Here is a 22,604-nt window from a genome sequence, read left to right as displayed (position 1 = left end):
CCGGTTCTCTAAAAATTTAGAGAAAGGCCTTCCGCGCCTGCGCGCCGATTGTTACCGTTCCGTGATGCGCCGGGTTGGGGGAGCTCTCGCCGTCCTGCTGATCATCGCCTCCGCCCTGGCCGGCCTCGGGACCGCCGGGAGCGCGCGCGCCGACGGGGACGAACCGCAATACGCGGAGTTCTACACCCCGCCGGACCCGTTGCCGCCGGGCCGGCCCGGTGACCTGATCCGCACCGAGCCGTCGCGGCTGGTGCTCGAGCCGTCCGGCCAGCTGGGCGCGATCATGGCCACCGGAACCCGAATCATGTACCGCAGCACCGACACTCGCGGCAACCCGATCGCGGTCACCGGAACCTATTTCGAGCCGTACAACGCGTGGCCCGGCGGCGGGCCGCGACCCCTGATCAGCTACGCACCCGGCACGCAGGGCCAGGGCAATCAGTGCGCCCCGTCGCGGATGTTCAACCAGGGCATCCATTATTCGGGCGGCTGGGACATCATGTTCAACTACGAGGAACTCTTCGTCGCCACGATGGTCGCGCGCGGTTTCGCCATCGTGATGACCGACTACGAAGGCCTCGGCACCACCTCCATGCACACCTACGTGGGCCGCGTGGCCGAGGGGCAGGCGGTGCTCGACGCCGCCCGCGCCGCGATGAGGCTCCCCGGAACGTCACTGGATCCTCATGGGCCGGTGGCATTTTGGGGCTACTCGCAGGGCGGGGGCGCCACCGCGTCGGCGGCCGAGCTGGCGTCGGCCTACGCCCCGGATCTGCACATCGTCGGCACCTACGCCGGGGCGCCGCCGGCCAACCTCAAGGAGTTGTTGCCCTACGCGGACGGCAGCGCCCTGGTCGGTGTGGTCGGGTACGCGCTCAACAGCGTCATGGCCGCCTACCCGGAGTTCGCCGACGTCATCCGGTCCAAGATGACCCCCCGTGGGCTGGCGATGCTCGAATCGGTATCCCGCCAGTGCGTCGGACAAACGCTGCTGGACTTCATGTTTCGCCACATCCAGCCGTATTTCACCGAGGACATCAATCAACTGGTCAACGAGGAGCCGTTCAACACCCTGTTCGAAGACCAGCGGATCGGGCGCTACAAACCCAACGCGCCGGTGCTGATCAACAGCAACCGCTACGACCCGCTGGTGCCGTGGACCGCGGCCAACCAGCTCGGCCGCGACTGGTGCGCCCAGGGTGCCGACGTCGAGTTCCGGACCAACGAGGAGCCGCCGTTCCTCAACAAGCTCGTCATCAACCATGCGCTGCCGATGCTCGTCGACGGCGAACCGGCCATGCAGTGGATCGCCGCCCGCTTCAACGGAGAACCCACCGCGCCCAACTGTGGTGAGTTTTAAGCTGGAACGCATCGCCGCACGTAGAAAGCACAATGCGCCCGAACGGCGCCGCCAGCTCGCCGACGCCGCGATCGCTCTGCTGGGCAGCAACGGGGTCCACGGCGTAAGTCACCCCAGGGTCGACGACCATGCCGGCGTGCCCGCCGGCACCGCGTCGTTCTACTTCCGGACCCGTAAGGCACTGCTGCACGCGATCGCGACCCGGCTCGCCGAACTGGATGTGGCCGACTTCTCTCGGATGGCCGAGCTCGCCGGCGACCCGTCCAGCCAATTCACCGGCACCGCGGGGCTGGCCCGCATCGTCATGTACGTCAACAGCGAACCGTGGCTGACCCGAGCCAAGGCCCGCTACGAGCTCGCGCTGCTGGCGGGCCGGGACGCCGAACTGGCCGCCGCGCTCGGCGAGTCCGCGGAGCGGCTCTACGCGTTGGCCCGCGACGTCGTCACCCAATGGCATCCGGCAGGGAGCGCGCCCGAGCCCGCGCTGGTCGACGATCAGGCGATCGCCACCCTGGCCTTCATCAACGGGATCATGCTGACGTTCGTCGCGGGGCAGCCGGCCGTCGACAGCGCCGACCACCTCGACCGGCTCATCCGGGGCGTCATCGCGGGCGTCGCCGGCGTGCACGGCGCCTCATGACCCCGCCAGCATCCCGTCGATCAGCCGGTGCAACACCTGGCGGGTGTCCCGGCGCATGCGCCTGGGATCTTCGGCCGTGGCGATCAGCATGGCCGCCTCGTCGAGCGCACCGATCAGCACGTGCGCCAGTGGCCGCACCGGCTGTTTGGCCAACTGGCCGACCCGGATGGCTTCGGTGATCAGCTGTTCGGTCATGCCCAGGCTGTACCGCTGGGCGACGTCGCGAAAACCCGCCCAGCCCAGCACGCTCGGGGCGTCCAGCAACATCAGCTGGCGCACCTCCGGGTCCCCGGAAACGTCCAGCCACGCGTCGACCGCGGCACGGATCGCATCCGCCGGCGTCGTCGCCCCCGACGCGGCCACCAGCGTGCCCATCCGGGCCATCACGTCCTGCTCCACCGCCTCGACAACCTCGCGGAAAAGCGTTGCCTTGTCGGCGAACTGGTGGTACATCGCGCCGCGCGTCACCCCCGCGGCGGTCGCGATCTCCGGCGTCCCCACCTCCGCGTACCCGCGCAGGCCCCATAGCTTGCGGGCAGCCGCGATCAGCGCGTCGCGGGTCGCCGCGGAGCGCTCTTCCTGAGTCCGTCTCTTGCTTTCCATACAGCCTGTTGGTAACTTACGAACAGACAGCCTGTTTGTAAGTGTATCCCGAGGTAGGAGTTCTCTATGTCGACGATCGACATTAGCGCCGGAACCATCCATTACGAAGCAACCGGACCCGAAAGCGGCAGGCCCGTCGTCTTCGTGCACGGCTACATGATGGGCGGCCAACTGTGGCGCGGGGTCAGCGAACGACTCGCCGACCGTGGGCTGCGCTGCATCGCCCCGACGTGGCCCCTGGGCGCGCATCCGGAACCGTTGCGTCGCGGCGCCGATCGAACCATCACCGGCGTCGCGGGCATGGTCGCCGACGCGCTGGCCGCGCTCGGTCTCGAGGATGTGGTGCTGGTCGGCAACGACACCGGCGGGGTCGTCACCCAGCTGGTGGCCGTGCACCACCCCGACCGGCTCGGCGCGCTGGTGCTCACGAGTTGCGATGCGTTCGAACACTTTCCGCCGCCGATCCTCAAGCCAGTGATCCTGGCGGCGAAGTCGAAGGCGACGTTCCGGGGCGTGGCCCAGGCCATGCGAGTGCCGGCGGCACGCAAGCGCGCGTTCGACGGGCTGACGCACCGCAACATCGATGACCTCACCGAGGCCTGGGTGCGCCCCGGGCTCTCCGATCCGGCCATCGCCGAAGACCTGCGCCAGTTCACCCTGTCGCTGCGCACGGAGGTCACGGCGGGAGTGGCGGCGCGGCTCCCGGAGTTCGACAAGCCCACCCTGATCGCCTGGTCGGCCGACGACGTGTTCTTCGAGCAGGAGGACGGCGCCCGGCTGGCCGCCACCATCCCCAACGCCCGCCTGGAGGTCATCGACGGCGCCAGGACCTTCTCGATGATCGATCAGCCGGACCGGCTCGCCGACCTGTTGTCGTCGATCGCGGTGCGCACTTAACCGCCCACGCCGGCGGCGGTAGCGTCGTGCCCATGTCAGCTACGACGCCACCGCTGCAAGGCCGGCGGATCCTGGTCACCGGCGGCGCGACCGGAATCGGCGCGGCCGCCGTGGGGGCCCTCACCGAGGCGGGCGCCGAGGTCGCCGCCACCCATCACAACACCCCGCCGCCGGACGGCCTCGCGGCCGGCTGGCTGCAATGCGACGTGCGCGACGCGGACGCCGTCACCGCCACGGTGCGGGCGGCCGCCGAGCGCCTGGGTGGACTCGACGTCCTGGTGCACGCCGCGGGGTTGTGGCAGGCCGGGATCCCCGGCTACATCGGCGTCGAGGAGATCTCCTTCCTGCTGGACACGAACGTCAAGGCGACCATCCTGACCAATCAGGCGGCCTACGCCGTGATGAAGGAGCAGGACCCCGAGGGGGGCAGGATCATCAACTTCGGCTCGTCGGAAGCCGTTATGGGCAGCCCGATCTCGGCGGTCTACGCCGCTACCAAGGGTGCGGTCCAGGCGTGGACCCGGTCGGCCGCCAAGGCATGGGCGGCGGACAAGATCACCGTCAACGCGTTGGCGCCGGCGGTGCAGACGGCCGGCGCGGACCGGCTGCGTGAGTTTCTCGGCCCCGACGCGAGCGCGTTCATCGACCAGCAGATGCAGCTGATGATTCCGATGGGCGGAAAGCTGGGCGATCCCGCCCGCGACCTCGGCCCGATGCTGGTCTTCCTCGCCGGCCCCGGATCGGGATTCATCACCGGGCAACTGCTCGCCGTCGACGGCGGCCTGATGATGGTGGGCGGCTGAATTCCAACACCGGATGAGCCGGAAAAGCTTCGAGCGCAATGTCGATGGATCGCGATGGCGGCGGTCGGACTGGCAAATCCGCTCGGTTCCGAATCCCTCCTGCAGGATGCGGGTTTACCATCGTTCGCTATGGGCGCCGACGAGCGGGGAGCAAACGCCGTGGGCCATGAGCCGGGAAACTCGGTCGATCTGGTCCATACCCTTCTGGGCATGTTGCGGCGTCGCCTCGGTCTCGACACGGCCTGGATCGCGTCGTTTCGCAGCGGCATGCAGGTGTTCGAGGTCATCGACGGCGACGCCCGCGCCCTGAGCCTGTCGCCCGGCGACCGATCTTCGCTGTCTGAGTCGTATAGCGTCCGCGTGATCGATGGGCGGTTGCCCGCCGTCATCCCGGACACGTCGGCCGACAAGACCGCCTCCGTGCTGGCGAGGACCCTCGAATGGGGTCTGGGCGCCTATGTGGGTGTCCCCTTGCTCGGCCCGGACGGTTCCGCGGTCGGGATGGTGTGTGCGGTCAGCCAACAGGCAAAGCCGCATCTGGCCGACATCGATCTGCGAGTGATCAGAAAGATGGCCGAACTCATCGGCGCGCTGATGGAAATGCCGGCGGACCCGAAAACGATCCCCACCGATCAGCACGATGGCATTCGCCGCATGGTCGCCGAGCGGGACTTCGAAATCGTCTTCCAAGCGGTGCACAACGTCGCGACCGGCAAGGTGCTCGGCGTCGAAGCGCTCGCACGCTTCCCCTGTGAACCGTTTCGCCCCGATCTGGTCTTCGCCGAGGCGGCCTCGTTGGGCCTGGACATCGAGCTGGAGACCGCGGTGATAGCGCATGCCCTGTCGCTGGTGCCGCAGCTGCCCAACGAGGTGTTCGTCGCGGTGAACATCTCGCCGTCGGCGGTGCTATGCACTCCGTGGCGGGAACTGCTTGCCGAGGTCGACCCGTCACGACTCGTCTTGGAGATCACCGAGCACGATGCCGTCGAGAACTACGACGCTCTCGACGACGTCCTCGAAGCATGCCGGGCGCGCGGCATGCGAGTGGCCGTCGACGACGTGGGCGCCGGTTTCTCCTCGTTCTCGCACGTGCTGGAGATCGCACCGGAATTCATCAAGATCGATCACTCCATCACACGCAACATCGACGCCGACGATGCCCGCCGGCGACTGGCCCAATCCATCGCCGAACTGGCCGCGCAAATCGGTGCGACCGTCATCGCCGAAGGGGTGGAGAGCCAGGGCGAACTGGATGCGGTGGGCGCGGCCGGCATCCCCTGGGCGCAGGGTTTCTACCTCAGCCGGCCCAAGTCGCACACCCACGGTTTTGCGGCCGGCGCCGTCGTCGCCGAACCGGTCGATCAGTCCTCGGCCGTCTTCGATCTGCTCGGTGAGCGACGGTTCGAGCTGGCGTTGACACATTCGCCCATCGGCATGGCCGTGGTCGGCCTCGACGGGGCGTTCCAGCGCACCAACCGAGCGCTGCGGAACATGCTCGGTTACGGCAGAAAGGCCCTGGCGGGCTTGACGTTCCAGGAGATCACGCATCCCGACGACCTCGATGCCGACCTGGCCCTGCTCGGTGAGTGCCTTGCGGGGCGCCGACGCACTTACCGCATGGACAAGCGCTTCATCGCCGCCGACGGACGCATCGTATGGTGCGACCTCACCGCCGTGCTCGTACAAGGCCCGCGTAACCAGCCACGCTGCTTCGTCTCCCAAATTCTCGACGTCACCGCCGAGCGGATGCGGGAAGCCGAGCTGGCCCGCCAGGCCACCACCGACACGCTCACGGCGATCGCCAATCGCTCCGCGGCGTGGAGCCAGCTCGAGCAACTCGACGCCGCCGACGACGGTTACGGCATTCTGTTTTGCGACATCGAGCATTTCAAGTCCATCAATGACCGACACGGCCACCGGGCCGGCGACGAACTCCTGGTCGAGATCGCCCGCCGCTTACTCGCGGCCGTCGGAGACGATGGCCTCGTCGCCCGCTGGGGTGGCGATGAATTCCTCGTCATCACCGACGCCGTTGACGACCCCGAGCTCGCGCTGCTCACCGACCGGATCGCGAGCGAGGTACAACGGACACCGATTACCCTTGCCGGCGGAACGGAGATCTCTATCGTTTTGACGGTCGGCCGCGCGGCACACCGGTCGGGGGACGGCCGATCCGTCGACGCCGTCCTCGAGCGCGCCGATCAGGCCATGTACGAGCAGCGGCGCAGCCCAACCGGCAGCTCTTTCCTCACGGCCGGGTGACCCGGTTCCCGCTTCTGGCGTTGATCGTCGTCTTTCTCAGCCGCCGGCCGACCACCGTGACGCCGCCGACCAGAGGGGCGCACCGACCGCGGGTGTCAGGATCGGCGAGGAAATGTCGCGCCCGGTTCCGGAGCAGAAGCAGCGAGCGGTGCAACTCGAACAGCATGGGGCCATGTTCGCCGTTCGATACGGACGGAGCCGCTATACACGCGGTCTTCGATCGGGAAGCGTTGGAGAAATTGGGATGAAATGGTTCACCACCCGGGGTGGTGCCGGACCGGGGTCGCGAGCGTGGGCGGCGTCCACCGACTGCGCGGTGGGACGACCTTCGGCCCGCCGCTACCATAAGACGGACCGTCTCGTCTCGCAGTGGCCACGCAGAGTGAAGGTGAATCCGACCGATGACTGACGACACGATTCAGGCGCTGCTGCGCAAGCGCTTGTCCGACCCCGGGCTCGCCGTCAAACACCGCGGGCTGCAATGGAGTTGGAGTCGGTACCTGGCCGGTGCGGCGGTGCGGGCGGCGGCCCTGATCGCCGCCGCCGATCCGGGCCGGCCCATGCACGTGGGCGCGCTGCTGGGAAACGACCCCGAGATGCTGTCCCAGATGGCGGCGGCCGGGCTCGGCGGCTACGTGCTGTGCGGATTGAACACCACGCGGCGCGGCGAGGCGCTGGCGGCCGACGTCCGGCGCGCGCACTGCCAGTTCCTGGTCACCGACGCCGAGCACCGCTCGCTGCTGGACGGCCTCGATCTGGAGGGAACGCGGGTCCTCGACACCTCGGCGCCGGAGTGGGCCGAGTTCGTCGGGGAGGCCGGCGAACTCGTGCCCCATCGGCAGGTCACCGCGATGGACCCGTTCATGATGATCTTCACGTCCGGCACGAGCGGCAACCCGAAGGCCGTGCAGGTGTCCCACTTGATGGCCACCTTCGCCGGCCTCAATCTGGCGCAGCGCTTCGCCCTGACCGAGCGGGACACCTGCTACGTGTCCATGCCGCTGTTCCACTCCAACGCGGTGGTCGCCGGCTGGGCACCCGCGGTGGTCTCCGGCGCCGCGATCGTGCCGGCCAGGTTTTCGGCGAGCAACTTCCTCGACGACGTCCGGCACTACGGCACGACGTACATGAACTACGTCGGCAAGCCGCTCGCCTACATCCTGGCCACCCCGGAGCGCGACGACGACGCCGACAACCCGTTGCGCGTCGCCTTCGGGAACGAGGCCAACGACAAGGACATCGAGGAGTTTGCGCGCCGCTTCGGCGTCCAGGTCGAGGACGGCTTCGGCTCCACCGAGAACGCCGTGATGGTGATCCGCGAGCCCGGCACGCCGAAGGGCTCGATCGGCCGCGGTGCCGAGGGGGTGGCGATCTACAACAGCGACACCGTCACCGAGTGTGCGGTGGCGCGGTTCGACGCCAGCGGCGCCCTGACGAATGCCGACGAGGCCGTCGGCGAGTTGGTCAACACTGCCGGCTCGGGTTTCTTCACCGGCTACTACAACGACCCCGAAGCCAACGCCGAGCGCATGCGCCACGGCATGTACTGGTCCGGCGATCTCGCCTACCGCGACGCCGAGGGCTGGATCTATCTGGCCGGCCGCACCGCCGACTGGATGCGGGTGGACGGCGAGAACCTGGCCGCCGCGCCCATCGAGCGGATCCTGCTGCGGCACAGCGCAATAAACCGTGTCGCGGTGTACGCGGTTCCGGACGAGCGGGTCGGCGATCAGGTGATGGCCGCGATCGTCCTCAACGCGGGGCACACCCTCGAGCCCGACGCGTTCGAAGCGTTCCTCGACGCACAGCCGGACCTGTCCCCCAAGGCGCGTCCGCGCTACGTCCGCCTCGCCACGGATCTGCCCAGCACCGCCACCCACAAGGTGCTCAAACGCCAACTGATCGCCGAGGGCACGGCCGTCGCCGCCGGGGAAACCCTGTGGGAGCGCGAATCCCGCGGCGCGGCCTACGTGGTCGCGACGCCTAGCCCGGGCTCCGGGGCACCCGCCGGCGGATCTGACCCTTCGCCCGTCGGACCCGTTTGACCGGATCTTGCGTTGTGCCGGAGGCGATCTCGTCGCGCAGCTGCGCGATGTTGGACAGCTCCGCATACAAGCCGCGGATCGCGTAGTCCAGGACGGCAAACGAGAAGCGCTGGCTCGGGTCATCGGTAATGCCGAGCTCGCGTGACCGCTGCCGCGACCACAACGCTTCGTCCAGCCGCGCCCGCGTCGCCTCGAGGTGCCGGTCCAACGTCTCGACGATGCGCTCGGGGTCCTCGCCGCGGGAAAGCCAGGCTTTGAGGATGACGGGGTGCTTGATGACGACCTGGTCCTGGCCCGGGAAGTGTTGCACCCAACGCCGAAGCGCGTCGAGCCCGGTGTCGGTGGTCTCGTACAGCGTGATGGCCCGCTTGCCGGACCGGGCGCCGATCTCGCCGACCATGCCGCGCGCCAGCAGGCGGTTCAGCTCGCGCCGCACGTGGCTGACCGAGGGCGACCAGTAGAAGTGGCCGACCGACAGCTCGGCGCGCATCTTGATCTCCCCCGCGGTCAGCTGCTCGTCGTTGGCCGCCAGCACGCCCAGCACCAGGTAGGCCGTCACCGGCAGGCCGTCGCCGGTGCGCCGCGGGCTCACGGCCGGCCTACCTCTGTCCGGTGAAGTAGGGCAGCGTCACGTCGGGACCGACGGCATGAAACTGCACCCGCACGCGCATGCCGATCCGCAACTCCCCCGGTACCACCCCGACGACGTTGGTGAGCATCTGGTAGCCCTCGTCCAGCGTGACGATCGCGGGCGCGTAGGGGGGTTCGAATTCCGCCGTCACCGGCCGGTGTACCACCGTCCAGCTGTAGATCTCGCCCAGGCCCGCGCCGCGCTGCCAGCGCAGCCGCGCCGCAAGGCATTGGCGACAGTGCTCGGTCGGCGGGAAGTTCGCCAGCCCGCAGGCTTCGCAGCGCTGGTACCGCAATTCGCCCGACCGGCACCCCTCCCAGAACGGGAGGCTGAGCGGGCTCATGGCGTGGGGCACCGGACCGGCTTGGGGCCGCAGGGCATCGGCGGTCACCGCGGCTCGTCCCCCAGGATCAGCAGCGTGGTGAACAACGCCCCCGCTCCCCCGTTGCTGCACAACGCGATATGCGCGTCGGGGACCTGGAGCTCGCCGGCCTGGCCGCGCAACTGCTCGACCGCGCGGATGGCCCGCTGCATCATCTGGGGATTGGAGCCCGCGTGGCTGAACGACATCGTTCCTCCGTCGGTGGTGATGGGATGGCTGCCGTCGATGGCGATGTGACCGTCGGCGACGAACGGCCCGCCCTCGCCGTCGCCGCAGAACCCGAAAGCCTCGAGTTGCCGGATGATCTCGAACGAGAACGGGTCGTACAGTTCCAGCACGTCGACGTCGTCGGGCCGCAGCCCGGCGTGGTCGAACGCGCGCCGGGCCGCCCGCCGGCCGACCACGCCGTTGACGTGCCGGTCGCGCCGCCCGGCCAGATCCCACGCCGGCGGATGCTGGTAGGACGGACCGTGAAAGTCGGCGCCGCTGCCCAGGACGTAGACGGGCTGGCTTGCGCCATCGACCTTTTCGAGGTTGGCCACCACGAGCGCGCACCCGCCTTCGGACGTGGTGGCGCAGTCGAGGAGGTGGAACGGCTCGGCGATGGGCCGGGACGCGGTGATGTCGTCGGGCGCGAAGGGCCCGCGCCGGTAGTAGACGGCCTCGGGGTTGCGCGACCCGTTGTTGCGGATGGTCGCGGCGACGATCGAAAGTTGTTCGCGCGTGGTGCCGTAGGTGTGCATGTGCCGGCGCGCGATGAGCGCGAACTCCGCGGTGGTGAACATGCCCCACGGGGCGACGAATTCGTTTTCGGGCCGGGTCCATGGCGCCGTCGCCTCGTGATCGCGGTACTCGCCGGCCTGGGCGGCCACCAGCACCACCACGTCGGCCATGCCGTGTTCGATGGCGGTGACCGCCTCGGTGACCATGCCGACGCCGAACGCGAGCCCCTGCCAGGCCGGGCCGAGGCGCAGGTCGTAGATGAGCGCGGTGGACAGCGGCCCCGCGCTGACCCCGTCGACGTCCTCGAGGCGCAGGCCCGCGTCGTCGAGGGCGCCGCGGATGGCCGTCAGCGCCAGGCTGCGTGACGTCTCGCCGTCCAGGCGTCGGCCCTGCCGGGTGTTGTGCACCCCGACGATCGCCGCCGTGCGTTTTCTGCCTGCCACTTTGGTGATCCTTCGCTTCAGTTCTCGTCGGCCACGACACCGAGGTAGGTGCCGACGACGTCGTAGCGTCGCCCGTCGCGGGTGATGGTCCCGATCGTCGTGGTTCGCGCATCGGCGGGCGCCGCGCCCCTGTCTACGACGTCGATCCGCACGTCCACGGGCCGCGCCGTCTGCGGGTCGGTGATCTCGACGACCATCGCCACCGCGCGTTCGTGCTCGTCCCAGTCGACGCTGGTGATGCGGTGCCGCGCGGTCAGCTCCATCACCACCGTGTCCTCGCGCACCAAAAACCTTACGGGGGCGCACAGTTCGCCGGGGCGCGGCGGGACGCACAGGGTGACCGCCATGTCACAGCCCCGCCGGACGGTCGCCGATGGTCCCCGAGCGCGCCAACGCGGACAACTCGTCCCGGCTGCGCCCCACGAGGGCGGTCAGGACCTCACCGGTGTGCTGCCCATACAGCGGCGGTGGCCGGCGGATCCAGCGCCGGGGCTTGCCGACGAACGCGAACGGCATCCCCGTGCACAGGAACGACCCGGCGACGGGGTGGTCGACGGTTTCCCAGAAGCCCCGGGCGTGCAGGTGCGGATCCCTCAGCAATTCGGGGGCCGGAGTGACCCGCGCCGCGGCCACCCCGGCGGCGCGCAGCGCTTCGACCGCCTCGGCCACCGGCCGCCGCCCCGCCCAGGCGCAGATCAGCTTGTCGATCTCGTCCGGCTGCTCACACCAGTCGCCCGCGCGGAGGTCCGGCCGCTCCAGCACATCGGCCAGCGCCGCGCGGGCGGCATCGTCCATCGCGGCCAGCGCCACCCAGTCGTCGTCCCCCCGGCATCGGTAGACCCCTTGCGGGCCGGCGCCCGGCCCGCGATTCCCGTTGCGCCGCATCGTGACCCCGTTGCGGGAGTATTCGACCAGCATCTCGGCGGCCACGTTCAGCGCCGCCTCCACCATGGTGGATTCGACGTGCATGCCGGTCCCGTCCCGGTCGCGGATCACCAGCGCGGCGACGGCGGCGAAGGCGGCGTGCAGCCCCGCGATCGGGTCGCAGACGCCGCGCGGTATCACCGGGGGGCCGTCGGCGTGTCCGGTCATCCACGCCATGCCCGTCGCCTGCTCCATCGTCTGGGCGAAGCCGACGCGGTCGCGCCAGGGACCGTCGAGGCCGAAGGCGGGCATCCGCACCATGATGGCGCCGGGGTTGGCCGCGCGTACAGCATCCCAGTCCAGGCCGAAGTTCGTCATCACCCGGGGCGAGAAGTTCTCGATGACGAGATCGCTTGCGGCGATGAGCTCCAGCGCGAGAGACCGCCCCGCGTCGGTGCTGAGTTCGATGCTGACCCCGCGCTTGTTGTTGTTGCTGCACAGGAAGACCGGGCCCCACTCCCACCACCGGTCCCATGTCGGCGGACGGCCGGCGGAGAACCGCATGCCGTCGGGCCGACGGACCCCCTCGACCTTGATCACGTCGGCGCCCAGCGCGCCCAGCAGTTGCGTGGCGACCGGCCCCGCCCAGAACGCGGTGAAGTCGGTGACCCGGGTGTCGGCCAACGGCAGCGCGTCGGCGTCGGCGTCGCCGGGCGCGCCGGAACGCGGTGGCCAGTGGACGCGCCCGCTGTCGGCGCCGAGTTCCGGCGCCCGCCCGGGCGGCGTGGTGGCCATCGCGTCGCTGCGATACGGCACCCGCGGCTGCAGCACGCCATCCCCGGACTCGACGAACACGCCGCGCTCCACGAAATGGTCGATCGTCGGCAGCATTTCCGGTGTCGCGATGGGGGCCACCGGGATCCGGAAGCCGACCGCGAGGTCGACGACCTCCCGCGTGGTGCGGGACCGGGTCCACTGCGTGACCATGTCGAGGAACTCGTCGCGGCGCGCGACCCGGCCGTCGAACGAGGCGAGTTCGGCGTCGTCGAGCAGGTCGGCACGATCGATCAGCACCAGGAAGTCCTGGAATTGTTGCGCGGTGATCGTGCAGAAGCCGACCAGGCCGTCGGCCGTGGGCACGATCGACGGCAGCTCCAGGCTGCGTTGCCCGAGCAGGGAGTCGGCGCCCAGCACGCTGGCCGACATGGCGGACAGCCCGCCCATCGCGATCACCATCGCCTCGTATTTGGAGACGTCGACGATCTCGCCGCGGCCGCTGCGCGCGGCATGCCGGGCGGTCGCCGCGGCGACCACCGCCGCGAAGGTGCCCGCCAGCCACTCACCGAGCTGGCCGCCGGCCTGCACCGGTTCGTCTTCCGGCCAGCCTCGACCGGCGGTCGAGCCGCACAACGCCTGCAGGATGAACTCGTTGGCGATCACGCGGTCGTCGACGTAGGGGCCCGTGGTGCCGAACGGGGTCACGGTGACCACCACCGCCGCGGCGCCGGTGTGGGCCGTGATGCCGTCGAGGGTCCAGCCGTCGGTCAGGTCGGTGACGACGATGTCGGCGCCGGCCAGCAGCTCGGTGACCTCCGGCCGGCCGGTGTTGGCCACCGACTTCTTGCCCGCGGCCAGGTAGCCGAACAGCGCGCCGGGCGGCCCGCCGGCGTCGCGGCCGCGCAACGAATCACCCGCTGCCGATTCGACTTTCACGACGTCGGCGCCGGCGTCGACGAACATCTTGCCGCAGTAGGACACCGCGATGCCGTTGGACAGCTCCAGTACGCGCCAGTCCGCGAACGGCGCCCGGGCTGCCACGCTCAGTTGCCCAGGGTGGTGGCGCGTCCCGCGATCCCGCCGGCCTCCGCCGTCACCTGGGATTGCAGGGCGAACTGGGTCATCCGGGTCCACGCGTCGCGGTCACGCTGGCTGGCGCGGCGGCCGACGTGTGTCACCACGTCGACGTCGGGGGCCTGGGCGCGCAGGTAGCCGGCCCGGGCGTGGTCCTTGGGGATGTGCCGGAAAGGATCGAAGGAGTAGGCGGCCATCGCGTTTTCGTGGGTGATCTTGTTGACGACGGCGTCGTCGAGGTGCCCCATCGTCTCGATGACGTCCTCGGGTGCGAACGGCCAGTTGCTGTCGGAATGGGGGAAGTCGGACTCCCAGCACAGCATGTCCTCGTTGAACCAGTCCATGTTGCGCACGCCGACCTTGTCGCTGATGAAGCACGTGTAGAAGTGGCGCTTGAACACGTCGGCTGGCCCGCCGTACCCGGGCGGGAACTTCGCCAGCGTCCATCCGGAGTGGCGGTTGTAGACGTGCTCGGCCCGCCACAGGAAGTATGGGATCCAGCCGACGTCGCCCTCGGTGAGGGAGAATTTCAACTCCGGGAAATCGACCCAGAACTCGGCCCAGATCAGCTCGGTGAAGGTGAACATGCTCATCATCGACGACGCCGTCATCTGCACGCTGGGCGGTGCGTCGCTCGACACCTGCGGCGAACGCGAGGCCGAACCGACGTGCGTGCACAGCACGGTCTTGCTTTCACACACGGCCTCGAACAACCGATACCAGTACTTGGTGTGAATGCTGGGCATTTGCAACGCTTCCGGGTTCTCCGAGAACGTCACCGCGTGGCAGCCCTTGCCGGCCAGTCGCTTGACCTCCTTGGCCGCCTCGGCCACGTCGAACAGCGGCAGGATGCCGCAGGGGATGAACCGGCCCGGGTGGGCCGCGCACCACTCGTCGATGTGCCAATCGTTGTAGGCCTTGATCATCACGAGGTTGACGTCGCGGTCGGGACCCTGGTTGAGGACCTGGCCGGAGAAGCCGGTGAAGTTGGGAAAGTTCAGTCCGGCCAGCTGACCGCCGGCGTTCATGTCGCGGACCCGCTCGTCGACGTTGAAACAGCCGGGCCGCATCTCGTCGTAGCGGGATGCGTCGATGTTGTACATCTCCCGCGGTTTTCCCGCCACCGCGTTCAGGCCCATGTTCCGCCCACGGACCTCGCCGTAGTACCACTGCTGGATGCCGTCGGGTTCGACGACCACCCGGGGAGCGCGGTCGCGGTATTTGGCGGGGACGTGGGCGTCGAACATGTCGGCGGGCTCGGCGATGTGATCGTCCACGCTGATCAGGATCAGGTCGTCCTTGTGCATGCCGCGCTCCTCACCGAGACAGTGACTAGTAGACAATGGCGTTCGTCACAGTGTCAACCGTGTTCGGCGCGGCTAAACGGTTATACCGCAACACGGGCACGCCTTCGCTGGGCGGCCGGGCCGTTGGCTGAGTAGCGACTAATAGTCGCTACTGCGGGCGCGCGGCCGGCCGCGCTTTCGCGCCCGAGCCTCAGCCGGCTGGCTCGTACCGCAGCATCGTGACGTCGTGTTCCGGGTAGTCGAAGAACACCGGCCGCACCCGCATCCCGACCCGTAGATCGGCGGGATCGACGTTGACCATCTCCGTGGAAAACCTTGGCCCCTCGTCCCATTCGACGATGGCCAGCAGCTGCGGGACCACGTCGGCGAAGTGCGGGCTGACCGGCCGGCGCGCCACGGTGTAGGAATACAACGTTCCCATCCCCGTGATCTCGCGCCACTGAAGATCGTCGGCCAGGGTGCGCGGGGCGCGCACCCGCGGGTAGAACACATAGCTTCCCAGCGACGGCGAATACTGGATCACGATGCGATGCTGCGCCAGCGCGTCCCAAAACGGCGTGCTGGTCGGGGTTTTGACGGGCATCGGACGCTCGAAGTTGGTCATGTCCGGTCAGTCTCCCTCGAGGATGAGCGTCGTTTGTTCCGAAAGGATTCCGCCGTTGCCGGACACGAAGGCGCGATGACAGTCGGCGACCTGCGCTGCACCGGCGCGGCCCATGATCTGGCGCGTGGCGTCGCAGACGTGGTGCATGCCGCCGGCGAGCCCGGCCTGGCCGAAGCCCAGTTGGCCGCCCGCGGTGTTGAGCGGGAAGTCGCCGCGGAACGTGAGGTCGTGGTTGGCGACGAACTCCATGCCCTTGCCCTTCTCGCAGAAGCCCGCGTCCTCCAGCGAGAGCAGCACCGTGATGGTGTAGCAGTCGTAGATCGACACCATGTCCATCTGCTCGCGACTCAGGTCGGTCATGGCGAACGCGGTGTCGGCGGCCTCCGCGATCGGGGTATGCAACAGGTCCTTGGCATACGTCGGGGTCTTGAACGGCACGTGTTCGCCGAATCCCTTGACCCACACCGGACGATGGCGCGCGCGCCTGGCGAGGTCGGCGTTGGCGACGACCACCGCGGCGCCCCCGACACAGGGCATGACGATCTCCAGCATGTGCAGCGGATCGGCGATCACCGGGCTGGCCAGGACGTCGTCGACGGTGAGCGGCTTGTCCTTCCAGATCGCGCCCTCGGTGTGGTTGGCGTTGAATCGCTGGTCGACGACGATCTTGGCCATCGCCCGTTCGTCGTAGCCGTAGACGGCCGCGTAGCGCTGGGCGACCTGCCCGTACGGGCCGTTCTGGCCGAGGTTACCGTAGGGGATCTCGAATTCGGCTTGGGGAGAGCCGTATTGGTTGCTCGACGAGCCGAATAACATCGCGTCGACCAGGGGCCTGGGCTTCTTCTTCGATGAGGGCGTGATGTAGCGGGCCGGCAACGCGCACAACACCGCGTCGCAGATGCCCAGCTCGATCGCCGCGGCCGCCCGCCACACCATGGCCGCCGCGCTGGCCCCGCCGAGGTCGACGTGCTCGGCGAAGCGCGCGCCGACGCCGAGGTATTCGGCGATGGTCGACGGCACGAAGATTTCCGACTCGGCCAGGTGCGATGCCACGATCCCGTCGACGACGTCCCCGGACAGCCCGGCGTCTTCGAGGGCGGCCGCGGACAGATCCGCCCACTGTTCGATCGCGAACGGCGCGAGCGAGGCCTTGTTGAGCCGTTCGGGTGGCAGCTCGACGTAGCCGACGATCGCGGCCTCACCGCGTAATCCCATGCGCAGTCCTACTTTCGGGGTAGTCCGAGGATCAGCTGGGCGATGATGTTCAACTGGATCTCCCGGGTGCCGCCGCCGATCAGCTCCGCGGGCAGGTGCAGGTAGCGCTCCACCACGTCGGGGTCGGCGTCGGCGACCATGGCCGTGCGACCCGTCAACCGCAGGGTGGCCTCGAATGTCCTGCGCAGCAGTTCGTTCATCGCCACCTTGGCGATGCTGGACGCCGGGCCCGAGGGCTGTCCGTCGAGCAACCGGATGGTTTCCCGCACCCCCAGCGCCTTGATGGCGTTGGCGTACGCGTCCAATTCGCCGAGGGCGCGCAGCGCGTCGTCGCGGTCGGGCCCGGGTTCGGCCGCGACCCGGCGCAGCGCGGCCGCGCGGTCGAACTTCACGTAACCGCTGATGGCCGAACGCTCTTCGGCCATGGTGGCGATCGCCAGGTTCCAGCCGTCATTGGGGGCGCCCAGCAACATCGCGTCGGGGACGAAGACGTCGTCGAGGAACACCTCGTTGAAGTGCGCCTGCCCGGTGGCCGTTTTGATCGGCTGGATTTCGATGCCGGGCGACCGCATGTCCAGGATGAAGTAGCCGATGCCACGGTGCTTGCCGGCTTCGGGGTCGGTGCGCGCCAGCAGGGCGCCGAGGTCGGCGTACTGCGCCAACGACGTCCAGATCTTGTGGCCGTTGATCCGCCAACCGCCGTCGACCTTGGTCGCCCGGGTGGCCAGCGACGCGAGGTCGGACCCGGCGCCCGGCTCACTGAACAGCTGGCACCAATGAATCTCGCCGCGCTGGGTCGGCGGAATCAGCTTCTCTTGCAGGTCTTGTGGTGCGGCGGCCAGCACCGAGGGCAGGATCCACTCGGCGATGTTCAGCGACGGCCGGACCAGAGCGGGTCGCTTGGCGAACTCTTCGTCGATGATGAGCTGTTTGAGCGGACCCGCGTCGACACCCCACGGCGCCGGCCAGTGCGGCGCGATCAGGCCGGCGTCGGCCAGCAACGTACGCTGGGGCCCGGAGGCCTGATCCGGGTAGTCGCCGTGCGGTGCCGGTTGGTTGTTGCGCAATTGCATTGCGGCGTCGAGGGTCTCGGCCACCCACGACCGGAACTCCGATTCCGCGTCACCCAAGTCGACCGACATGTCGCGTTGCCGGGCGCAGGTCAGCTGCCCGAGGTGCCGGGCCCAGCGATTCGCCGGGCCGATCGAGGCCGCGAGGCTGATCGCCCGCCGCCAGTACAGATGCAGGTCGTGCTCCCAGGTGAACCCGATGGCGCCGAACATGGTCAGCGCGTCGAGGACGAGGTCGGGCACCGGCGAGATCGCGATCACCGCCGCGCCGGCCGCGGCCATCCGGTGCTGGTCGAGCGGCTCGTCGGCGGCGCGCACGGCGTCCCAGGCCGCGGCGGTGGCGAGCTCGCTGTTGACCAACAGCATCGCGGCGTTGTGCTGCAACGCCTGGAAGGTGCCGATCACCTTGCCGAACTGTTCCCGGATGCGCAGGTGGGCGGTGACCGCCTCGACGCACCACTGCACGATGCCGGCCATCGCGCTGGCCAGCAGGCCCAGCGTGACGCATCGGGCGCGGTCGGGATCGATGCCGGTGAGCACCTCGGAGCCGGCCGCGCGGTAGGCGTCCAGTCGCAACACCCCGGCATCGGCGACGAGGTCGGTGCCCTTCACGGCTTCGGTGCTCGCGGTTGGCTTTTCGGTGTCAACGACGACCCAGACCACCGCGCCGTCCTCGTCACGCGCGGCGACGAGGACCGTCCGCGCCGCGCACACGCCCGCGGTCACCTCCGACGCGCCGGTGACCAGCCATTCCCCGCCGTCGGGGCGCGCGCTGAAGTCGCCGTCGCCGGGGAGCACGGCGGCGGCGGTGGTGCCCGCGGCCAGGTCGCGCAGCAACGCTTCTGCGGCCGGCGTCGCATCGGCGAGCAGGGCAACCGCTCCCGCCGCGACGGTCGGCAGCAGCGGCCCGGGCAACAGCGCCTTGCCCGAAGCCTCGATGACGCAGGCGGCGTCGATCAGCCCGCCGCCCTGACCGCCCAGGCTTTCGGGCAGGTGCACCGCATGAAACCCGTTGCCGACCAGAGCCTCCCACCATGCCGGCCGCCGCCCCGCCGCGAGATCGTCGAAGGTGTCGCGGGTGGCGGCGATGGGCGCGTGGCGGGCGGCGAACTGCCCGACGGCAGCGCTGAGCTCCTGCTGCTCCGGGCTCAGTCCGAGGGTCACGATGACGGCCGAGAGGTGACTAAGGTTGGCCGCACCGACTGCTATCCTTCCGACTTACAAGACGGACCGTCTCGTCTTGTGGCAGACTACCGGCGGTAGTCAGGCAATGTAAAGCGGGCCCCCGCGCAGTGAGGACCACCAGATGCCAAGCGATCTCACCCGGGTGGGCCCGCCCAGGCGGCGCAGCGAGAAGTCGCGCACGGCCATCGTCACCGCCACGCGCGAGCTGCTTCTCGAGCGCGGGTTCGACGGCCTGACCATCGAGGCGGTCGCCGCTCGGGCCGGAGTGGGCAAGCAGACCATCTATCGGTGGTGGCCGAGCCGCCCGGCGCTGGTCGCCGACGTCATGCTCGAGGACGCCGACAAGTTGTTGGCGTCGGTATCTGACACCGGCGACCTGGCCGCCGATCTGGTGGGCTGGGTGGGCAAGCTGGTCGCCAGCCTGACCACCGCCCGCGGGTCCGCCATGTTGCGGACGCTGACCGTCGCCTGCATGGAACACGAGGACACCGCCGTGCGGCTGCGCGCCGGCTTCAGCGCTCCTCTGCACGAGAGCGTGCGGGCCCGGCTGCTCGCCTCGGGCATCGCCGCCGCCACCGCCGAGTCGGCCGCGGACGCGATCGTCGGCGGAGTGGTGTATCCGATCCTTTCCGGCGCCCAGCCCTACTCGCGGCGCCGCGCCGAGCGCACGACGCGGCTCATCGTCGAGGCACTCACAGGTTGATACCGGCCGATCACCCGACCGCGATCGCCGCCAGCCCCTGACCGACGCGGTCCGGTAGCGATCCCCCGTGGCTGAGCCAGTCGTCCAGGGCGATCCGCACGGTCGCCATCGCCAGGGCGCCGATCAGCCGGGGCCGCGGGTCCTGCGGGGCCAGTCGCGGCAGCCGCGGCGCGACGAGTTCGGCGATCGCGAGCTCATACCGCACGTAGATGTGCAACGTCCAGGCGTCCAAGGTCTCCGAAGACCTTGTCAGGAGCGCCAATTCACGAATCCGGTCTTCGATCTCGGCGAACCCGCCGGCGAGCTCCGCGAAGGCCCCGACCACCGCGTCGGTGGCGCTCAAGTGATCGGGCTGGGCCGCCAGGGCGGTGGTGATGCGGTTGAGCCAGTGGACGGTCATGCCCTCGGCGACGGCGTCTTCCTTGGAGTTGAAGTAGCGGAAGAACGTGGCCCGCCCGATGTCGGCCTGGTCGGCGATGCGATCGATCGTCGTGCCCGCCAGGCCGCGATCGGCGACCAGCTGGGCGGCGACGGCGGCGATGCGCTGGCGCATCGCCGTGCGCTTCCGTTCGGCCAGCGACGTCGTGGCAGCCATTCCCCACCTTTTCCCGCGAATCGACGCCTAAAGCGTAAGACATAGTCTTAGCATGAGACGATGTCTCAGCCTCTCGAATCGTCCGATCGGAGCGCCCCGGCGGCGCGCGCCGCGTGGCAGTTCTTTCAGCAGATGGTCGCGGACGTCACCAAGGTCGTGACCGAGGACGCCGAGTCCGAGCGCGAGCTGCTCGAGGGGCTGCGGCTGATCGCCCGCGTCTCCTCGCTGTGCGCGCAGATGTCGGTCGAGGCCGACGCCGACCGGCCCACCTTCTTCGATATGTGTTCGGACAACCGCATGGTCGGCGGGCCCAACCCCGACGGCAACTACTACCTGGCGATGATTCGCGGGGACCGGAGCTACCGGATCACCGGTTCCCGGGGCACCAGCGCCTACCTCGGAGTGCAGATCCTGGCCGGCACCGGTCTCACGCCCCGCCGCATGGCCGGCTACGTCAGCGACGTCGACCTGGCTTTGAGCGCCGGCGAATTCGCGCTCGTGCTCGCGGCGGACGAACCATCCGATCTGGCCGGCGCGCAGTGGGTGAAGATTCCCGACGACGCTTCGTCCGTCGTGGTCCGCGAGTACATCGGCGACCGTGCGCGCGAGGAACTGGCCACGCTGCGGATCGAGGCGCTGGACCCCGGCCCCCTGACGCCGCTGACCGACGACGTGCTCGCCGATCAGTTCACCGCGATGGCCTGGTCACTGATGAAGCTCGCGACGCTGCACCGCACCATCAGGCCCGAATTGCTCGACGCGCCAAACTCATTGGTGACGGCCGAGGCCGCCAACCTGGGCTCCGCGGACACCACGCCGGACAACCTGTACATGCTCGGGACCTACCGGCTCGATCCCGACGAGGCCCTGGTGCTCGACATCGATCCTCCCGACACCCGGTACTGGAACGTCACGCTGGAAAGCATCTGGCACGAGTGCCTGGAGCCGCGCGCCCGGCACAGCTCGGTGACGAATCGCGGCGTGCTGCCCGACGCGGACGGGCGGGTGCGAATCGCAATCTCCGCCAGGGACTTCGGAGTAGGGCACTGGCTGGATACCGGTGGCCGGCATCGTGGCTTCGTCGTCCTGCGCTGGCTGGACAACCCGAGCCCTCCCGAGGTGACGGTTTCGGTGCGTCGAGGTGAGGAGCCGGTATGACCCTGCGGGACCGCTTCGCCCCCGAACGGCTCATCGCCGCCGCCTGCGAGGAAGCCGGCAGCGACGACTTCGGCGCCGAGGGGTGGCGGCCCGGGCTGCACCGCCTCACCGACGGGCTGATCAACGACGCCCGGCTGTCCGACATCGGCGTGGAGATCGCCCACCTCGACATCATGCGGGCGCTGAAGAACCGCCTCGGCGTGACCGCCTGGCGCAGGCGACACCCCGAGATCGCCACCAAACCGGTTGCGGCGCCGATCTTCATCGTCGGCCAGCCGCGGACCGGAACCACGATCCTCTACGACCTGCTCGCCCAGGATCCCGCGTTACGCGCCCCGTTGACGTGGGAGGTCGACGAGCCCTGCCCGGTTCCGCAGCCGGCGACCTATCACGACGATCCGCGCATCGCGCACACGCAGGCCAGCATCGACATGTCCGAACAGATCATGCCGGGGTTCCTGGCGTTTCATCCGATGGGTGCGCTCGTCGGGCAGGAGTGCGTGCGCATCACGGCCGGCGAGTTCGTCAGCATGATCTTTTCGGTGCAGTACCGCCTGCCCAACTACTACCGCTGGCTGCTCTACGAGGCGGACCACGCGGGCGCCTACCGCTACCACCGGATGTTCCTGCAGCACTTGCAATCCGGAGTGCCGGGCCAGTGGTTGCTCAAGTCACCCGCGCACCTGTGGCAGCTCGACACGCTGCTGGCCGAATACCCCGACGCGCTGATCGTGCAGACCCATCGCGACCCGCTCAACGTCATCTCGTCGATCGCCGCCCTGACCCACCACCTGCGCCGGATGTGCAGCGAGGAGTCCAGCATCGCCGAGTGCGCGGCCCAGTCCTACGAGGAGATCGCCGTCGGTCTCGAGCGCGAGATGGCGCTGCGGGACAGCGGTGCGGTACCGGCGGAGCGGGTGATCGACGTGCAGTACAGCGACTTCGTCAATGACCCGTGGACCACCATCAAGGACATCTACCAAAGGCTGGACCGCGAGTTGCGGCCCGAGGCCGAGGAAAAGATGCGTGGCTTCCTCGCCGCCCATCCCGGCGACGGCGGGCGTGGCCGCTACACCTGGTCAGACACCGGCTTGGCCGCCGGCGAGGTGCGGGAGCGGGTGCGCGCCTACCAGCACCGCTACGCCGTGCCGACCGAAACGCTCCGCTGAGAAGGCGCGGGTTCCGTCGCGGGCTTCAGGGTGCGAGCCTGACGAAGCCGGGCCCCATGGGGGGCGCCGGCGGCGGTGGCGGTGCGGGCGCCGG

The 22,604-nt window shown here is 69.2% G+C and carries 21 protein-coding genes; 9 read left to right on the top strand and 12 right to left on the bottom strand.

What is annotated here, in order from left to right; genetic code table 11:
• The first annotated feature begins 64 nt into the window (after nt 1–64).
• Nucleotides 65–1,360, top strand: a complete 1,296-nt coding sequence (locus HMPREF0591_RS03760; protein ID WP_050789971.1) for a lipase family protein — start codon at nt 65–67, stop codon at nt 1,358–1,360.
• A complete protein-coding gene (locus tag HMPREF0591_RS03755; RefSeq protein WP_007167087.1) occupies nt 1,347–2,000 on the top strand; it encodes a TetR/AcrR family transcriptional regulator in 654 nt (217 codons plus the stop codon). Before HMPREF0591_RS03760 ends, HMPREF0591_RS03755 begins: the two co-directional genes overlap by 14 nt.
• Here the strand turns inward: HMPREF0591_RS03755 and HMPREF0591_RS03750 are convergent.
• Entirely contained in the window at nt 1,995–2,603 is a 609-nt protein-coding gene (locus HMPREF0591_RS03750; protein ID WP_007167086.1) for a TetR/AcrR family transcriptional regulator, read from the bottom strand. The genes HMPREF0591_RS03755 and HMPREF0591_RS03750 overlap by 6 nt on opposite strands.
• A gap of 66 nt (nt 2,604–2,669) precedes the next feature.
• On the opposite strand from HMPREF0591_RS03750, the gene HMPREF0591_RS03745 reads away from it, so the two are divergent.
• The 3 genes from HMPREF0591_RS03745 (at nt 2,670) to HMPREF0591_RS03735 (ending at nt 6,565) form a co-directional block, all read left to right on the top strand.
• Nucleotides 2,670–3,500 carry an alpha/beta fold hydrolase gene (locus HMPREF0591_RS03745; protein WP_007167085.1) on the top strand — a complete coding sequence of 277 codons (831 nt, stop codon included), beginning with the start codon at nt 2,670–2,672 and terminating at the stop codon, nt 3,498–3,500.
• 32 nt (nt 3,501–3,532) lie between these two features.
• Nucleotides 3,533–4,303, top strand: coding sequence for an SDR family NAD(P)-dependent oxidoreductase (locus tag HMPREF0591_RS03740; RefSeq protein WP_007167084.1), 771 nt, complete (start codon nt 3,533–3,535; stop codon nt 4,301–4,303).
• Between the two features lie 129 nt (nt 4,304–4,432).
• Nucleotides 4,433–6,565, top strand: coding sequence for an EAL domain-containing protein (locus tag HMPREF0591_RS03735; RefSeq protein ID WP_050789970.1), 2,133 nt, complete (start codon nt 4,433–4,435; stop codon nt 6,563–6,565).
• Here the strand turns inward: HMPREF0591_RS03735 and HMPREF0591_RS03730 are convergent.
• On the bottom strand, nt 6,552–6,731 hold the full coding sequence (locus HMPREF0591_RS03730; protein WP_040621049.1) for a hypothetical protein: 180 nt from the start codon (nt 6,729–6,731) through the stop codon (nt 6,552–6,554). The genes HMPREF0591_RS03735 and HMPREF0591_RS03730 overlap by 14 nt on opposite strands.
• 235 nt (nt 6,732–6,966) lie before the next feature.
• On the opposite strand from HMPREF0591_RS03730, the gene fadD1 reads away from it, so the two are divergent.
• Nucleotides 6,967–8,610, top strand: a complete 1,644-nt coding sequence (fadD1, locus tag HMPREF0591_RS03725; protein WP_007167081.1) for a fatty-acid--CoA ligase FadD1 — start codon at nt 6,967–6,969, stop codon at nt 8,608–8,610.
• Here the strand turns inward: fadD1 and HMPREF0591_RS03720 are convergent.
• From HMPREF0591_RS03720 to HMPREF0591_RS03680, 9 genes are all read right to left on the bottom strand, one after another.
• Complete coding sequence (locus HMPREF0591_RS03720) at nt 8,549–9,202, bottom strand: MarR family transcriptional regulator (protein ID WP_007167080.1); 654 nt, start codon at nt 9,200–9,202, stop codon at nt 8,549–8,551. The genes fadD1 and HMPREF0591_RS03720 overlap by 62 nt on opposite strands.
• Before the next feature lie 7 nt (nt 9,203–9,209).
• A complete protein-coding gene (locus tag HMPREF0591_RS03715) occupies nt 9,210–9,632 on the bottom strand; it encodes a Zn-ribbon domain-containing OB-fold protein (RefSeq protein ID WP_007167079.1) in 423 nt (140 codons plus the stop codon).
• Nucleotides 9,629–10,798, bottom strand: coding sequence for a thiolase family protein (locus tag HMPREF0591_RS03710; RefSeq protein ID WP_425270150.1), 1,170 nt, complete (start codon nt 10,796–10,798; stop codon nt 9,629–9,631). Before HMPREF0591_RS03710 ends, HMPREF0591_RS03715 begins: the two co-directional genes overlap by 4 nt.
• An 8-nt stretch (nt 10,799–10,806) precedes the next feature.
• The gene (locus HMPREF0591_RS03705) at nt 10,807–11,136 is read right to left on the bottom strand and encodes a hypothetical protein (protein WP_007167077.1); all 330 of its coding nucleotides are present in this window, start codon (nt 11,134–11,136) and stop codon (nt 10,807–10,809) included.
• 1 nt (nt 11,137) lies between these two features.
• Nucleotides 11,138–13,471 (bottom strand): CaiB/BaiF CoA-transferase family protein, encoded by a 2,334-nt coding sequence (locus tag HMPREF0591_RS03700; protein ID WP_007167076.1) that lies wholly within the window; start codon nt 13,469–13,471, stop codon nt 11,138–11,140.
• 2 nt (nt 13,472–13,473) lie between these two features.
• Entirely contained in the window at nt 13,474–14,811 is a 1,338-nt protein-coding gene (locus HMPREF0591_RS03695) for an amidohydrolase family protein (RefSeq protein ID WP_007167075.1), read from the bottom strand.
• Between the two features lie 190 nt (nt 14,812–15,001).
• Entirely contained in the window at nt 15,002–15,415 is a 414-nt protein-coding gene (locus HMPREF0591_RS03690; protein ID WP_007167074.1) for a Zn-ribbon domain-containing OB-fold protein, read from the bottom strand.
• Between the two features lie 6 nt (nt 15,416–15,421).
• Nucleotides 15,422–16,630, bottom strand: a complete 1,209-nt coding sequence (locus HMPREF0591_RS03685; RefSeq protein ID WP_007167073.1) for a thiolase family protein — start codon at nt 16,628–16,630, stop codon at nt 15,422–15,424.
• A gap of 8 nt (nt 16,631–16,638) precedes the next feature.
• Nucleotides 16,639–18,864, bottom strand: coding sequence for an acyl-CoA dehydrogenase family protein (locus HMPREF0591_RS03680; RefSeq protein WP_007167072.1), 2,226 nt, complete (start codon nt 18,862–18,864; stop codon nt 16,639–16,641).
• 142 nt (nt 18,865–19,006) lie between these two features.
• Between HMPREF0591_RS03680 and HMPREF0591_RS03675 the strand changes: the two genes are divergently transcribed.
• A complete protein-coding gene (locus HMPREF0591_RS03675) occupies nt 19,007–19,588 on the top strand; it encodes a TetR/AcrR family transcriptional regulator (protein WP_007167071.1) in 582 nt (193 codons plus the stop codon).
• A gap of 10 nt (nt 19,589–19,598) precedes the next feature.
• Here the strand turns inward: HMPREF0591_RS03675 and HMPREF0591_RS03670 are convergent, their stop codons facing one another.
• Complete coding sequence (locus tag HMPREF0591_RS03670) at nt 19,599–20,183, bottom strand: TetR family transcriptional regulator (protein WP_007167070.1); 585 nt, start codon at nt 20,181–20,183, stop codon at nt 19,599–19,601.
• 60 nt (nt 20,184–20,243) lie between these two features.
• On the opposite strand from HMPREF0591_RS03670, the gene HMPREF0591_RS03665 reads away from it, so the two are divergent.
• Together HMPREF0591_RS03665 and HMPREF0591_RS03660 are read left to right on the top strand one after the other, a co-directional pair.
• Nucleotides 20,244–21,341, top strand: coding sequence for a DUF1214 domain-containing protein (locus tag HMPREF0591_RS03665; RefSeq protein WP_007167069.1), 1,098 nt, complete (start codon nt 20,244–20,246; stop codon nt 21,339–21,341).
• Complete coding sequence (locus HMPREF0591_RS03660; RefSeq protein WP_007167068.1) at nt 21,338–22,510, top strand: sulfotransferase family protein; 1,173 nt, start codon at nt 21,338–21,340, stop codon at nt 22,508–22,510. The genes HMPREF0591_RS03665 and HMPREF0591_RS03660 overlap by 4 nt, the downstream gene beginning before the upstream one ends.
• Nucleotides 22,511–22,604: the final 94 nt, after the last annotated feature.

The sequence above is a fragment of the Mycobacterium parascrofulaceum ATCC BAA-614 genome, assembly GCF_000164135.1.
Lineage (GTDB): Bacteria > Actinomycetota > Actinomycetes > Mycobacteriales > Mycobacteriaceae > Mycobacterium > Mycobacterium parascrofulaceum.
This window is presented reverse-complemented; position numbering and strand designations above follow the sequence as displayed.

Excerpts from the sequence above, each read along its gene's own strand:
- HMPREF0591_RS03760 (WP_050789971.1), top strand. The coding sequence starts at position 65 with ATGCGCCGGGTTGGGGGAGCTCTCGCCGTCCTGCTGATCATCGCCTCC.
- HMPREF0591_RS03750 (WP_007167086.1), bottom strand. The coding sequence starts at position 2,603 with ATGGAAAGCAAGAGACGGACTCAGGAAGAGCGCTCCGCGGCGACCCGC.
- HMPREF0591_RS03745 (WP_007167085.1), top strand. The coding sequence starts at position 2,670 with ATGTCGACGATCGACATTAGCGCCGGAACCATCCATTACGAAGCAACC.
- HMPREF0591_RS03740 (WP_007167084.1), top strand. The coding sequence starts at position 3,533 with ATGTCAGCTACGACGCCACCGCTGCAAGGCCGGCGGATCCTGGTCACC.
- HMPREF0591_RS03735 (WP_050789970.1), top strand. The coding sequence starts at position 4,433 with ATGGGCGCCGACGAGCGGGGAGCAAACGCCGTGGGCCATGAGCCGGGA.
- HMPREF0591_RS03730 (WP_040621049.1), bottom strand. The coding sequence starts at position 6,731 with ATGCTGTTCGAGTTGCACCGCTCGCTGCTTCTGCTCCGGAACCGGGCG.
- fadD1 (WP_007167081.1), top strand. The coding sequence starts at position 6,967 with ATGACTGACGACACGATTCAGGCGCTGCTGCGCAAGCGCTTGTCCGAC.
- HMPREF0591_RS03705 (WP_007167077.1), bottom strand. The coding sequence starts at position 11,136 with ATGGCGGTCACCCTGTGCGTCCCGCCGCGCCCCGGCGAACTGTGCGCC.
- HMPREF0591_RS03695 (WP_007167075.1), bottom strand. The coding sequence starts at position 14,811 with ATGCACAAGGACGACCTGATCCTGATCAGCGTGGACGATCACATCGCC.
- HMPREF0591_RS03690 (WP_007167074.1), bottom strand. The coding sequence starts at position 15,415 with ATGACCAACTTCGAGCGTCCGATGCCCGTCAAAACCCCGACCAGCACG.
- HMPREF0591_RS03685 (WP_007167073.1), bottom strand. The coding sequence starts at position 16,630 with ATGGGATTACGCGGTGAGGCCGCGATCGTCGGCTACGTCGAGCTGCCA.
- HMPREF0591_RS03675 (WP_007167071.1), top strand. The coding sequence starts at position 19,007 with ATGCCAAGCGATCTCACCCGGGTGGGCCCGCCCAGGCGGCGCAGCGAG.
- HMPREF0591_RS03670 (WP_007167070.1), bottom strand. The coding sequence starts at position 20,183 with ATGGCTGCCACGACGTCGCTGGCCGAACGGAAGCGCACGGCGATGCGC.
- HMPREF0591_RS03665 (WP_007167069.1), top strand. The coding sequence starts at position 20,244 with ATGTCTCAGCCTCTCGAATCGTCCGATCGGAGCGCCCCGGCGGCGCGC.
- HMPREF0591_RS03660 (WP_007167068.1), top strand. The coding sequence starts at position 21,338 with ATGACCCTGCGGGACCGCTTCGCCCCCGAACGGCTCATCGCCGCCGCC.